At 53.6% G+C, this 14059-nt stretch carries 11 protein-coding genes; 7 read left to right on the forward strand and 4 right to left on the reverse strand.

Going from position 1 to position 14059, the window contains the following annotated elements:
- Nucleotides 1–183 precede the first annotated feature (183 nt).
- The gene (locus ACJROR_RS04340) at nucleotides 184–525 is read left to right on the forward strand and encodes a hypothetical protein (RefSeq protein WP_406043651.1); all 342 of its coding nucleotides are present in this window, start codon (nucleotides 184–186) and stop codon (nucleotides 523–525) included.
- Between the two features lie 227 nt (nucleotides 526–752).
- Here the strand turns inward: ACJROR_RS04340 and ACJROR_RS04345 are convergent, their stop codons facing one another.
- Together ACJROR_RS04345 and ACJROR_RS04350 are read right to left on the reverse strand one after the other, a co-directional pair.
- Nucleotides 753–1481 carry a DedA family protein gene (locus ACJROR_RS04345; RefSeq protein WP_406546026.1) on the reverse strand — a complete coding sequence of 243 codons (729 nt, stop codon included), beginning with the start codon at nucleotides 1479–1481 and terminating at the stop codon, nucleotides 753–755.
- Between the two features lie 121 nt (nucleotides 1482–1602).
- Complete coding sequence (locus tag ACJROR_RS04350; protein WP_406043655.1) at nucleotides 1603–2073, reverse strand: tRNA (cytidine(34)-2'-O)-methyltransferase; 471 nt, start codon at nucleotides 2071–2073, stop codon at nucleotides 1603–1605.
- 167 nt (nucleotides 2074–2240) lie between these two features.
- Between ACJROR_RS04350 and ACJROR_RS04355 the strand changes: the two genes are divergently transcribed.
- Nucleotides 2241–3158: a carbohydrate kinase family protein gene (locus tag ACJROR_RS04355; protein ID WP_406546027.1), complete on the forward strand. Its 918-nt coding sequence runs from the start codon at nucleotides 2241–2243 to the stop codon at nucleotides 3156–3158.
- Between the two features lie 7 nt (nucleotides 3159–3165).
- Here ACJROR_RS04355 and trxB read toward each other — a convergent pair whose 3' ends face one another.
- Nucleotides 3166–4107: a thioredoxin-disulfide reductase gene (gene trxB, locus ACJROR_RS04360; protein ID WP_406546028.1), complete on the reverse strand. Its 942-nt coding sequence runs from the start codon at nucleotides 4105–4107 to the stop codon at nucleotides 3166–3168.
- A gap of 738 nt (nucleotides 4108–4845) precedes the next feature.
- Here trxB and ACJROR_RS04365 point away from each other — a divergent pair.
- The 3 genes from ACJROR_RS04365 (at nucleotide 4846) to ACJROR_RS04375 (ending at nucleotide 7332) form a co-directional block, all read left to right on the forward strand.
- Nucleotides 4846–5610, forward strand: a complete 765-nt coding sequence (locus ACJROR_RS04365) for an ATP-binding protein (RefSeq protein ID WP_406546029.1) — start codon at nucleotides 4846–4848, stop codon at nucleotides 5608–5610.
- A 54-nt stretch (nucleotides 5611–5664) separates the two neighbouring features.
- The gene (locus ACJROR_RS04370) at nucleotides 5665–5949 is read left to right on the forward strand and encodes a hypothetical protein (RefSeq protein ID WP_406546030.1); all 285 of its coding nucleotides are present in this window, start codon (nucleotides 5665–5667) and stop codon (nucleotides 5947–5949) included.
- A gap of 99 nt (nucleotides 5950–6048) precedes the next feature.
- Nucleotides 6049–7332, forward strand: a complete 1284-nt coding sequence (locus ACJROR_RS04375; RefSeq protein ID WP_406546031.1) for an AAA family ATPase — start codon at nucleotides 6049–6051, stop codon at nucleotides 7330–7332.
- Between the two features lie 414 nt (nucleotides 7333–7746).
- Here ACJROR_RS04375 and ACJROR_RS04380 read toward each other — a convergent pair whose 3' ends face one another.
- Nucleotides 7747–8553, reverse strand: a complete 807-nt coding sequence (locus ACJROR_RS04380) for an EF-hand domain-containing protein (RefSeq protein WP_406546032.1) — start codon at nucleotides 8551–8553, stop codon at nucleotides 7747–7749.
- A 361-nt stretch (nucleotides 8554–8914) separates the two neighbouring features.
- Between ACJROR_RS04380 and lrp the strand changes: the two genes are divergently transcribed.
- Together lrp and ACJROR_RS04390 are read left to right on the forward strand one after the other, a co-directional pair.
- Nucleotides 8915–9436, forward strand: a complete 522-nt coding sequence (gene lrp, locus ACJROR_RS04385) for a leucine-responsive transcriptional regulator Lrp (protein WP_406038597.1) — start codon at nucleotides 8915–8917, stop codon at nucleotides 9434–9436.
- A gap of 260 nt (nucleotides 9437–9696) precedes the next feature.
- Entirely contained in the window at nucleotides 9697–13689 is a 3993-nt protein-coding gene (locus tag ACJROR_RS04390; RefSeq protein WP_406546033.1) for a DNA translocase FtsK 4TM domain-containing protein, read from the forward strand.
- The last annotated feature ends 370 nt before the right edge of the window (nucleotides 13690–14059 follow it).

Below are 14059 nucleotides of genomic sequence, written 5' to 3' on the forward strand. Positions count from 1 at the left end.
ATGTAACGTTACAGAACTTAACCACGTTTTAGAACTTTAATTATGCTCTCTCTCTGATTTTGCACTTTTTTATTCCCGGAAACCGCCCTCTCTCCTATATCATTAATGGTACAGGCTCACCGGGAAGCTCCCGGATGCCTGAGAACTGAATCATTTAATCATTGCGCAAACGGAGAAAACATCATGTACACCAGCAGCAATTCCAATTATTCTGACTATTCCGACTTTGACGATCTTTGCCAGGATGCCGGCAGAGGATGCGACGATGAGGGCCGGGTTTTCGAAACCAGAAAGAAGGGCGGCCGGAAGTCATTTCATGTCAGCTATGCGGTATTCAGCTACCTGCGGGATCGTCATTTCAGCAGAAAGGCTTCCCATGCTCTTCTGGGGGTGATCAGCGATGACGGCAGCAAGTGGACTCTCCGGGGCTGCATCCGGAACGGCTTCTATCGCCGGAGACTTTCCCGTCAGATGCGGAATTCCTTCTGTTCTTCCCGGGCGGCAGATTCGCGTTTTCAGGCCTGATGGTCGCTGCGGCGCGGGGGCTTCATGTCCCGGCCGCTTTGCGTGACAAAACAAAAACACCGTTTGTAACAGCAAGACGACAACAGCAACGCTAACAGATGAACAACGATAACAGCATAGACGAAAAAAAGAGAAGCTCCGGCTTCTCTTTTTGGTTTGACGTCTCCTTTTGGTGTAACGGGGCTTTATGACAAGTCCCGTTTCTGCTTTGTCAGGGAAGAATCTTCTTACTTGAGCTTCTGATTCTCTCCTTCCTGTAAGGATTTCTGAGCGATTTTCGCAGCTTCGTCCATAGCCTTCTGCGCGGCCTCCTGAGCGGCCTGTCTTCTGGCCCAGTAGCCCTTGAACCAGTGCTTGCCCCAGAAGAAAAGCACAACGCAGATGATAAAGCCGATAATGATGTGCATGATGCTCTGACCGGTCTTTACCTTCTCCAAAAGCTCCGGGATCTGGTTGGCAAAGAAATAGCCGAGATACACCCATACCGGCACGGATATCAGCGCTGCAAAGCCGTCCATCATCAGGAAGTGGATAAAGGGAATGCGGCGGCTCATGCCGGATACCAGAAATATGGGAGCCCGGAGTCCCGGCATAAAGCGGGCTGCGAAAAGCACCCAGATGCCGTATTTGGCAAACTGCCGCTGCACCTGAGCGAATCTCCGGGGGGAGAGAATTTTTCTGATGGGCTTGAACTTCTGGATCTTGTAGCCGAAGAGCTTGCCGGCGATGTAGATAATGGAGTCCCCCAGAAGCACGCCGGTGAAGCAGACTGCCAGCATAACATGAGGGTTAGTGGCGCCGAGACCGGAAACAAGTCCGCCGGCTACCAGGGTGATATCCTCGGGAACCGGGAGACCGAAGCCGCACAGTATCAGAATCCCGAAGGCATAAAGATAGTTGTACCATCCCTGATCGCACAGCGTGTTTTGCACCCAGAGAAAAATTTTTTCAGCCATAGCTAATAACTTCCTTTAAGTTGCCGCTGCTGACTTCCGGCAGCAGCGGCGCTGCGAGTTCGGCGGCCGGTGCGGGGTTAAAAGTTTTCCTGCGGTTCCGGCGGCTTTCAGGGCGTCCGGGCTACTGTTCCCGGGCTCCCGCAAATCCGTGCTGTCTCCAGGCCTCGTATACGAAGATGGCCACGCTGTTGGAGAGATTCATGCAGCGGCTTCCCGGCACCATGGGAATCCTGGCGAGGCGTTCCGGCGGCAGAGATGCCGTAAAGTCCTCCGGAAGGCCGGAGGTTTCCTTGCCGAAGAAGAGGACATCCCCGTCCTGAAAGCGGCACTTGTCGGGACTCATATGTCCTTTGGTGGTGCAGGCGTAAATCTCATGTCCGGCAAAAAAAGCAAGGCAGGCCTCAAGATTGCGATGGTACTTGATGTTCACAAACTCGTGATAGTCCAGTCCGGCCCGGAGCAGCCTCCGATCATCCATCATAAAGGATGCCGGTTCCACGATATGGAGACTGGTTCCGGTATTGGCGCACAGTCTGATGATGTTTCCGGTGTTGGCGGGAATTTCCGGCTGAAAAAGCACAACGTTGATCATTGAAAGGCCTGAACCTCTTAATCCTGAAATACAAGGGCATTATAACCTTAAAAGGGATCGTTTTCAGAAATTATAGCGGTTTCCCGGCGCCGGGACGTGTTTTCCAGAATCGGGATGCCGGATATAATTTTCCGGAGGCCGGAGAGAATCGCAGGGGAGGAAATGCTGTGGATAATGAGCGTTATATTGTTGCCGCCGGGGAAATTGTTGTGGATAACTTCGGAAATCGTCTCTGCCCCGGGGGCGCTCCCGCCAACTTTGCCTGGCACGCTCGTCTTTTCGGGAGAAGATCCCTTATGGTGAGCGCCGCCGGGGACGATGAACTGGGAGATCTTATCAGAGGTTATTGCCGGGACAGTCTGGAAACACAGCTCCAGTCCTCTTCCTGGCCCACCGGAGAGGTGCTGGTGTCCGGCTCCGGAGACGCGGTCAGCTATCATATTCTGGAGGATCGGGCCTGGGATCATCTGGAAATGCGGCCGGAAACCGTCCGAGTTCTTAAAAATGCCATCCTGTTTTCCTTTGGCACTCTCATGGCCCGGAGTCCGGATTCCCGGGCTTTTCTGAAAAGAGCCTGGGAGCTTCTGCCCTCGGACTGCCTGATTTTCTGCGATGTGAATTTCCGGGAGCATTACTACTCCCGGGAGCTTCTTGAAGAGATCTTTGCCGCCTGCCATATGTTGAAGGTAAACACAGAGGAGCTGGAGGTGATAACAGGACTTTTCGGAATTCCCCGGGGAACTCCGGAGCTTCGGCTTAGCTGGCTTAAGGAGCGCTTCCGGCTCCGGGGGCTCATTCTTACCCGAGGGGATCAGGGGTCTCTTGTTATGGAGAACGGCGAGGTCTCGGATCTCCCGGCTCTTAAGGCCGCGGTGCGGGATACGGTGGGGGCCGGAGATGCCTTCGGCGCTGCCTATGCGGCTTCCCGGCTGGAGGGCTTTTCTCCCTATGAGAGTCATGTGATTGCCAGATTCCATGCCCGCCGTATAGTGGAAAACACCGGGGCGTGGCTTCCTCCGGGAGTGTCCTGGCAGCTTACCCGGGAACAGGCGGCGGAAATCATTGCCGCCGCCATGAGGGGCTAGCTCAATATCAGGCGATGCCAGCTTCCTTCAGGTAGCGGGCGGCGTCCTGAGCAGCCATGCAGCCGGTTCCGGCGGAGGTAATGGCCTGACGGTACAGGGGATCCTGCACGTCTCCGGCAGCAAATACCCCGGGAACGCTGGTGCCGGTCTTATAGGCGCCGTATCCGGTTTTGACAATGCCGTGATCCGTTTCCAGAAGGTTCGCAAAGATGCTGCTGTTGGGGAGATGCCCGATGGCCACAAAGACTCCGGTCACGGGAATTTCCTTTTCAGTGCCGTCCTTGAAGGCGGCCTTGATCCCGGATACCCCAGAGAGATCATTTCCCAGAATTTCCTTTACCTCGGCATTAAGCACCAGGGTTATTTTTCCTTCCTTAACCTTTTCCTGCACTCTGTCCGCCAGCGTCTTTTCAGCCCGGAACTCATCCCGGCGGTGAATCAGGTAGACCTGCCGGGCCAGATTGGCGAGGTACAGGGCATCGGAGAGGGCGGTATTGCCGCCGCCCACCACCGCCGTGTCCTGATCCCGGTAGAAGAAGCCGTCGCAGGTGGCGCAGGCGCTGACGCCGTTCCCCATGAATTTTGCTTCGGAGGGGAGGCCCAGCCAGCGGGGCTCGGCTCCGGTGGCAATAATAAGAGCCTGTGTCTCATAGGTTTCGTTTTCGGATCGGAGTACCAGGGGCCGCCCGGAAAAGTCCGCGGACACGATGGTATCAGAGATGAACTCCGTCCCCAGAGACTTTGCATGATCCATCAGCTTTTCCATCAGGTCATAGCCGGAAATGGACTTTTCTCCGGGCCAGTTTTCGATAGCGGAGGTCTTGGTAAGCTGACCTCCCGGCACCGGTCCTGAGATAAGCACGGGACTGAGTCCGGCTCTGGCGGCGTAGATGGCGGCGGTGCAGCCGGCGGGACCGGATCCGAGAATAATGACCTTCGCAGTTTTCATAAAAGTCTCCTGTGTCTTGCTGATTATCTGTTTTGTCTTATGACTTTGCCTTCCGGTCAAGGATACATGATACTTCCGGGATAAACAACGTATTCTGTCTCGGGGCCGGGTTTCGTGCCGTTTCATCAGGCATTGGCGTGCCGGAAATATCTCTGCTGATAACCCTCGTCCGGACGCATTTGAACCGGCGTCCGGCCGGGCAAATCCGGAATTACTTGAGAAAACACCAAATCATGATCAGGCAGCAGAAAACAGAAATCCGGGATTAGACATGCTCTTAAGCGGTGGTAACATAAGACTTGGCATTGCATTAAACGGGAGAGAGCAACAGGGGAGAGCAATTGTTATGGCTGAGAGCATTCGCAGAATAGCAGCTAAATACACACCGTATCCAGTTGCATGCTATCAGGGAAATCCCTTGATTGAAGCTCTGCCGTGCTACACTGAGTACGAAAGCAATGAGATTCTGAAGATGCTGTCCGGGTCTCCTGAGAGGCCGCATCCGGAGGCGGGAAAACAGGAGTGCTCGGAATGGCTCTCCCGGCCGTCTTCAAATTTGTTTATCCCCATGTTACGGCACCATGAACTGGCATCGCTGATAACATCCCTTATTTTGCAGGGATATGAAAAGCGCCGGCCGGTAACCGGACAATATGTCAGCATGCTGCAGCGGGCTTATCATGACAGGATGCAAGGCATGTTGCAGCAGATTTCTGGGACAGAATAAGCGCCTCCCCTATGACGCTGTCTCTTATCGGAGCAAGGGGGCTTGGCAAAAGCCGCGCTCTTGAGCGGATAATTAGCGCCATGTACCCGCAGGTAATACATCACAATTCTCCTGATCTGGGGGCTGTCTTTGATCAGGTGGTGTACCTTAAAGCAGACGTTCCGTCCGGCACTACGGCAAAAGCTCTGTGCATGAGCATTCTCAGCGAGCTCAGCCGGGTAACCGGAAACAGCTATGCTGACGGAATCCCGAAAAATGCCATGCTAGAGAGTTTGCGGGCTCGTCTTGAGTCTCTGTGCGATGCCCATTGCATCGGAGTTATCATTCTGGACGAAGCGCAGAATTTGCTGGGCTCCCGCAGCAGAAAGACAGAGCTGTTTAACTTTATCGTTGAGTTCTCAAACACAATCAATGCGCCGATAATATTTGCGGGAACGCCAAAGATTCTGGAAATATGCCAGCAGGGGATGAGAGTATCCCGCAGGCTTGGAACCATAGGATGCCTGCAATGGGACAGAATGGGTTATCGCGACAGGGATTGGAATGCATTTATCGGGGAATTATGGAAATATAACGTCCTGCCGTCTGAGGTACCATTGATAATTGAGGAAATTGAAGAAACGCTGTATGACCTTTCTCAGGGAATTCCTGACATTCTGGTAAAGCTCTTCATTCTTACCCAGATGCGAACGCTGGCCTCAGCGTCAGATCTGGTCAGACGGGGCAGACCGCCTCTCATGTACCGGGATATTATACTGGCCGTGTATGATGACTAGTTTGGCGATGTAAAGCCCATAACAGAAATCCTGCGATCCAATGACAGCAAACGTATGGCAAAGATTGCCGATTTGTCATGGCACGTCTCCCTCGAGCAGTCCTTCGAGAATGCCATGAAGCTTGAAAGCGTCAAAATCAATGAAAACAGCGCTGATTTTCCGGGTGAAGCGCCAGACCAGAAATTATTGCTTGCCGGCATGACAGAACAGTATCTCCTGTCAATGAAAGTTGCTGTTACCGATGACATACGGGGCCTCATTAAGGAATACCTTGCTGAAAATGACGAGGCAGCTATCCGGGACACGGTTTCGGCGGTGCTTGATTACTTGCACCATTAATCCGGAAATGAGCTAAACGAAAAGCGCCTGTCTGGACTTTTCGTGCGAGCTTATCTCACTCATCTATTTGTCTTAACAGTGTAAATCAGGATGCTGAAAATGGCGCAGATTGAAGGCCTCAGAATACAAAACTATAAGGCTCTGAAAGACATAACGTTAGGGAAGCTCTGGCACACTCATAACGAAAAACCTTTGACCAGGCTAACAGCGCTAATAGGGAAAAACGGCACTGGAAAAAGCTCGGTATTAGATGCTTTGGGATTCATTTCCGATTGTTTAAAAAAGGGAGCGGAAGGGGCTTGTGACGAGAGAGGCGGGTTTGCCAGAATTTTTTCAAAAGGGCAGTCTGTCTTAGAAGGAATGAATTTTGAGATATGCTACAGAGAGAGGCCCCACGAGGCGCCGGTAACCTATGAATTCTCTGTTAGGCTTGATGAACAGCAGCGTCCCTTCATATCCACGGAAATATTAAGGCAAAAGGAAAACGGAAAGGATGACAGGCCTTCCGCTTTTTTGATAATGCATAACGGGGAAGGCATTGTCTGGAAAGGAGCAGCCCCGGGAAAGCTCCCCAATGAGGATGAGAGATCTTTAAAACACTTCATCGCTCAGATTGAATCTGAACATAAGAGTGCCGAAGCCAATGAAACAGAAGTCGTCAGATTAGAAAACAACCGGCAGCTTGCCATAACCGTTTTGGGATTATTCAAACAGCACCCGCGTATCACAAAACTCAGGAAGTTTATTGCAGGCTGGTACCTGAGTGATTTTTCAGCGGATTATGCTCGTTCCCTGCCTGTTGCCGGCAGTCAGAAGCACCTTAATGCCCGTGGTGATAATCTTGCCAATGTAGTTCAGTTTATGCAAAGAGAACGGCCGGACAGATGCGAGAGAATATTGCATAAAATTTCAAAAATGATTCCGGATGTTAATAAGATTGTTACGCAGGTTTCTCCTGATGGCAGATTGCTGCTCGAGTTTTTTGCGCAGGGCTTTGACGAACCTTTTTTTGCTCAGCAGATGTCTGACGGCACATTAAAATTGCTTGCCTATATGCTGCTTCTGGAAGACCCCGAACCCTGTTCATTGGTTTGCATTGAAGCCCCTGAGAATGGGCTGCATCACAAGTTGCTGGAATCATTGGCTCATGAATTTCGCAATTATGCCTCTGACAGAAGGGCCGATTCTCAGGTCTTAATCACAACGCACCAGCCTTTTTTGCTGAATGCTCTCAACACAAATGAGGTGTGGATACTGGAAAAACAGAAAGATGGCTTTTCGAAAGCAGCGAGAGTCAGCAATAATGAGCTTGCAAATAATATGGCACAAGAGGGATTGGCATTAGGGGATCTTTGGTACAGCGGTTATCTTAGCGAGGATTAAACCATAAGCGGTTATCATGCTTAATCATTTCGCTTGAACATATTTCTAACGCATTCCAACGCATTAAATGCGTTAGAACCTTTTTTTAGAAGATGTCATTGTCTTTGCAAACAACCGAAGGAGATGAGTTGTATCTCGGGGGTGAAGACAACGGAGAAATTACCGGGCCGGGGAGGCGAACTTCAGCGGCTATGATTATATTGACGGCCTTCCCCGGGAGCAGACGGATCGGGCCATAGAGATTCTGAATGAAGATCCTCTTATCCGGCCGCGGGATCGGGATTAAGCTTACGGGGGACAAAAGCGGGATTAAGGAGCGAGATCTCTGGCTCCGGCGGCCCCGGGAGGCACAAAAAAACTCCGGAGCGGCAAACTCCGGAGTCTCTGTCGCGGTCAGTCTTTCAAACTGCGCTCTTAATCATCTTCTTCCTGAAACTCTTCTTCTTCGTCCTCATCGCTGTCAGGCTGGGCGTCCGGAGCCGGCTTTCCTTTGCGGGGTTCCCACTTCGGGGCGTTCTTCAGCATCTCCGTGGAGATCACCGCATTGTATTCCATGAAGGTGACCACGCCGTCGCCGTTGAGATCCGACTTAGGCAGGGCGGCTACCACCTTGGCATGCAGATCCTGACATTTTCCGGCATCGGCCAGGAAGCTTTCATATTCCTGCTGGCTGAGCTTCAGATTCCTGTCCTTGTCATAGTGGAACAGCACATCCATAACCGGATTTCCGGGAGGCATGCCCATGCCGGGCTTAAAACCATGGTGCGGGCCGGGGCCGGGATGATGCCCGTGTCTGGGGCCGCGATGCTCGCCGGGCTTGCCATGACGGGGGCCTTTATGTCCGTCCGGCCTTTCATGCTTTCCGCGGCGATCTGCTTCGGGAGGAAGCGGAGGCGGCGGAGGAGGAGGCAGCACCTGAGCCAGCTCGTCCAGAGTGATGAAGCCGTTCTTGTCAGTATCTGCGGTTTTGAAGTCCTTGAGGAGACTCTTCTGCCTGGCGATGTCGGCAGTAAGCTGCTTTACGGCCTCGTTAAGCTCGTCCGGAGACAGGGCTCTGGAATGGTCGGCATCGGCATGGCGGAATGCCCCGTGATAGTCAGCGGCGCAGATGAAGCCGGGGCCGAAGGGGCCCTTGTGTCCGGGGAAACCGGGATGCGCCAGGGCCAGACCGGCAGCGGAGGCGGCAATTACGGCAATAACTGCTAAGGCTGCTTTTTTCATGATGAGCTCCTTTGTTTTGGTTTGCGGAATCGTTTGTTTGCGGAACGGCTGGGTTTCGGGAGGGAAGCCGGGCCTTTCTGATGGTGTTATTGTAACCGTTCCCGGCGTCTGAAATTTATCAATTTTTCAGAAACTGTTGCAAAATGTTTCCCCGGACGAAGTTTTTTCGGGAGGCCGGAGCCCCTTGTATGTAAATGGAGGCGCGGCAAACTTCCGCAAACTTGTGAATAGCGGGGAAGTTTTATTCCTGAAAACGCGGCGTTAATTGTTTCCCGGGCCGGCATGAATTAATATCCTTGGCGAGGACAGCCGGATTATTTCCCCCGGCTTCAGGGGAGGCTGCTGTCAGGAGGGAGCTTACATGAAAAACGAAGATGTCACCGGTTCTCAGAGAATTCTGGACAGGATTGACAAGAATATCCTTTCCGAGCTTCAGAAGGACGGCCGGATTTCAAATGCGGATCTTTCCAAGAGAGTCGGCCTCAGCGCCACCCCCTGTCTGGAGAGAGTGCGCCGGCTGGAGCGGGAGGGCTACATCACGGGATACAAGGCGATTCTGAATCCCGCAAAGCTGGGGGCCGGACTTCTGGTGTTTGTGGAAATCACTCTTAACAAGAACCAGCCGGATGTTTTTGAACAGTTCAACAAGGCGGTGCAGAATCTGCCGGATCTCCAGGAGTGTCATCTGGTGTCGGGAAATTTTGATTATCTATTGAAGGCCCGGGTTTCCGACATGACCGCCTACCGCAAGCTGCTCAGCGATACCATTCTCCGCCTGCCCTGCGTTAACGACACTCATACCTATGTGGTAATGGAGGAGGTTAAATGCACCGCGGACATCATTGTCAAGAGAGGGGAGGGCGTTTCCAAGCCCGCCGGCTGAGTTTTGATACGATACAGAGGGGGACTTTTTCAGGAAGCTCAGGATGCCTGCAGTCCGGAGGATGCCCGGACATCGGATTAAGCTTGCATCATGGCAGTGAGAGAATGCTCCGGAGAAGGGCAACTCCCCCCTGTTTTCCTGAAAACCTTTTTTGTGTTTTGAATGTCGATCTTTTATAATTAGGGCCGTGAAAAATAAGGTGCAAAATCCCCCGTTTTCCGGGGTTTTTCTGTTTGTGTTTAGAGGCTGGTGTAACTTTGTTGGCTGATAGCTATAAACCCAATATGGGACTGAGACGCTTTAAGGAGATAATGTTCATTCTCTGGCTTGGCGTGGTACTGATTATTGCAATTTCCCTGGTGACCTACAACCCCGCTGACAGTCAGCTGGTCAATGATCCCATGGGCAGCGAGAGAATTACCAATTCCATAGGCAAGGTAGGCGCTAAGATTTCTGATGTGCTGTTTGCTCTTTTCGGGTTCTGCGCCTACGGGATCCTGATATTCCTCGTCTATATCGGCTACGCCTTCCTCTGGAGCAACGTCTCCTGGCTGAGAATCCGCTATGACGTTATAGCCATAAGGATCATCGGCTTTACACTTCTTTTGCTCTCCCTGTGCGCTCTGGCTGCCGTGGCGAACATTCCTTTCATGGAGGGACTGGAAACCTCTTTTAATTTCAGCAAGGGCGGTCATCTGGGGCATCTGACCTTCGAGAATGCCAAGCCGCTTCTGGGATATGACGGCGCCGTCATGGTCATGCTTATCCTGTTCATCATGGGCTTTTATCTCTTTACCGACCTCTCCATCATTGTGATCTGCGAGGCAGTGGGAGGCGTGATACTGGCTGTGCTGATGCCCCACACCACTATTAAAAGATTCATTAACTGGCTCCGGGGCGAAAACGCCGACAGAGATGACAGCAAGGAGCTTAATGACGCGCAGGCTGACAACGCTGATTTCGGCATCAAGGTGCTGAAATCCCCTGAGGCGGATCCGGTTCCGGAAAGCAAGGCGGCAGATCCGTCAGCTGATGCCGGCGTGGTGGTCAGAGTTGCTGAAAAAGCGGAATCAGCTTCAGCAGCAGAGGATGTTTCCGCCGCAGCCCGGAAGTCCGAGCCCGCCCCCGAACCGGCGATAAGAGATGCGGACACTCCTGCCGAAAAGCCTGTCAAAGCCGGGAAATCCGCTTTCAGGACAGAGCCGGAGACTCCCGCCGCTCCTGAAAAGGCGCCTTCTGCCATGAGCGGATTTTCTCCGGTGCCGGAATACGGCAGACCCAATCTGGGCGGCGATGCCGAGGAGGATCTCTATATTCCCGGTCTGGGAGCCGCCGATCCTGACAAGGTTCAGGAAAAGGATCCGGAGCCGGCCGTTCCTGAGGATACAGCCGACGATTTATCCGACGGCGCCGGGCCTTCCATCGATTTTGGGGAAATGGAACGTTCCTTTGCCGAAACCGAGCCTGAAGAGGAAAAGGTAATCCCCGCAGTCACCGGACACCGGCACACCAATGTGCTGCCTCCCCGGCCCCGGGTCAGCGACGACGAGGAACTGGTTACGGAGAGCAAGGCGGTTCAAGCTCCGGAAAACCCCGCTGAGAAACCGGCAGAGCCGTTAAGACCGACCGCAGCAGCTGTGAAGGATCCGGCCCCGGCTTCTCCTGCCAAAGCCGATCCGGCGCCGTCTTTTTCGGAAAGTGTAAAAATCCCGGCTCCGGCCCCTTCTGCCGAGCCGCATCAGAAAGCTCAGGATCTGGCTCAGGATACTGACAGCTTGTTTGATCTTGACAGAGATGATATGGCTCCGGCTTCTGCCATGCCTCGGGACAGCGCTTCTGGGTCAGCTCCGCAGTCCTTCGGAGCTCCGGAGAACGCTCTGCGGACGGAGTCTCCTGTTAATACTCCGGTAAGAGCTCCTCAGGAGTCTCAGGCTGCTCCGTCCTGGCCGCAGAATCCCGAGCCGGCCGCTCGGGTATATCCGGATAACCGTTCCGGGGAAGCTTTGCAGCATTCCGGTCAGGATCGTATGAACCGGAATCAGGAGCCTTTGCGTCCGGACAGCCGGGTTTACGAACCGGCTCTTCAGGATCGGACGACCGCATCCCGCGCCGCTGAAAACCGCGCTCCGGATCCGGGTGCTCGTCATCAGGGTTCCTTTGCCGATACCGCTCTTGGGGGCAGGGAACAGTCTTCCGGCCCGGTTTATCAGGACAAGCCCGGTTATCAGGATAACGACAGCCGGAGCTCCATAGCCGATATTTCCGCTCCGGACAGCAGTGACGACGGCTTCAAAGACCCGCAGCCGGACAATTTCAATGTCATTAATTTCAGTGATGTCAGGGAGCAGCGGGAGGCTGAGCTCCGGGGGCCGGATTTTGACACTCCTTTCGGCGATCTCCCCTCGGGGTTCTCTCGCATAGATGAAACAGAGGAAGCTTCCCAGGACAGCGATGACACCGCATCCTCCGGATTCGCACCCGCCTCCGGCTTTGCTCCGGAAAGACCGGTTTATCCTGAAGCCAGAGACTCTGCCAGAGGAGCCCGGGACGAGTTTTCCGGAAATTCCGGTTACCCGGCATCAGAGCCTGCCAGAGAGGATGTCATTACCCGTGTCCGGGATCCGGATATTCCCTCTTCCATCAATTACCATGACGGCTACTATGATGTGGAGGTGCACGGGGAATTCCCGCCGTCTTCCATATTCAAGTCCAGCACCGCAGTCAGCACTGTTGACAGAGCAGATATGGATGAGATGGCGGACAATCTGGATCAGGTGCTTAAGGACTACCGTTTCAAGGCTCATGTGGCCTATGAACCGGTGCTTGACGCAGACGGCAATCAGACCTATGACGCCGAGGGGAATCTCATCACCCAGAAGCTTTATGACTGCGGTCCTATAATTACCCGCTACTATCTGGATCTGGAGCCGGGACAGCCTTCCGGCAAGCTGTTCAAGATCACCACCGACATCGGCCGGGCGCTTCAGGCCGGGGGCGAGATCATGATTCAGTCTCAGATCAGCGGTTCCTCTTACGTGGGCGTGGATATTCCCAACAAGAAGAGACAGACCATCACCATGAGAGAGCTTCTGGAATCGCCGGAGTTTGTGAATTCCAAGGCCGCGCTTCCGGCTATTCTGGGCCGGGACGTGTCCGGCAAGCCCTTTGTCTATGACGTTGCCCAGGCTCCGCACCTCCTGATTGCCGGTACCACCGGTTCCGGTAAGTCCGTGGGCATTAACGTGATTCTGGTTTCCCTCATGATGCGTCATACTCCGGAAACCCTGAGACTGATTCTTATCGATCCGAAGCAGGTGGAATTTGCGGTCTACAAGGATGTGCCTCATCTGCTGACTCCGGTAATCACCGATATGCACAAGGCTCTCAGCGCTCTTAAGTGGGCCTGCGATGAAATGGAACGCCGTTACACCCTCCTGTCTCATTTCGAGGTGCGCAAGCTGGAGGTCTTTAATGAAAAGGTACGCCAGTGGAACAGCGAAGGCCAGCCCCGCAAGGATCCCACCTGGAATCCTCAGGACAGCATGGAGCCCGAGGCCCCGTATATTCAGCCGCTGCCTTTCATCTTTGTGGTGGTGGACGAATTTGCCGATATCATGCTCAGCCTGAAGAAGCAGAAGAGCGAATTTGAAAGCGCGATTTCCCGTATTGCGGCCAAGGCCCGCGCCGTGGGCATTCATCTTCTTCTGGCCACCCAGTCTCCCCGCAAGGAGTTTATTACTGGACAGATCAAGGCCAACCTGCCGACCCAGATCGCCTTCAAGGTAAGAAGCAACATCGAGTCGCAGCTGGTGCTGGGAGTTAAGGGAGCCGAAGGTCTTCTGGGCCGGGGCGACATGCTGGCCAAGCTTAACGGCGATACGGCGGACATCCGCCGGCTGCACGGCGCCTTTGCCTCCGATGATGAAATCAACATGTTCACCGAAGCCTGGCGGGCCAGAGGCAAGCCGGAGTACGTGGACAAGGTTACCGAGATGTTCGTGGAACAGGATGCGGACGCCGTGGATATCCCCAGCGGCGGAAACTCTCTGGAAAATGATCCTCTGTATGCCAAGATCGTGGACTTCTGCCGGGATCTCAAGCTTCGGAACAAGGGCGTAAGCATTTCCCTGATTCAGCGGCAGTTCAGCATCGGCTACAACCGCGCGGCTAATTTCGTAACTGCTCTGGAGCAGAACGGAGTGGTATCTCCGGCTACCGGCGGCAACGGCTCCCGGGACATTCTGATAGACTGATGTTCTGACCGAATAAAGCGTAATCTTAAGACCCTCCGGCATAATTTCCCGGGGGGTTTTTTAATGCGTCAAGGAGTCTTGGGGGGCCCCCGATCTGTTTCCCCCCAGGAGTCTCCTGTTTTACGGATCAGGGAGGTCTGCAGCGGTTCACGGAAGCAATCATCTCAGCCCCCAGGTTTCGCACCTGCTAATTTGAAAACAGGCAAGTCTGCAAAGCCAGTCTCCATAAGGCTTTGCGGGAAAAAAAACAACGTTGCAACTCGAAAATGGCGGATCACCTGTCCTTCACGCTGACCCCCCAAGTTTCGCACCCGCTAATTTGAAAACAGGCAAGTCTGCAAAGCCAGTCTCCATAAGGCTTTGCGGGAAA

It is taken from the genome of Succinimonas sp. (assembly GCF_045225735.1).
Taxonomy (GTDB): domain Bacteria; phylum Pseudomonadota; class Gammaproteobacteria; order Enterobacterales; family Succinivibrionaceae; genus Succinimonas.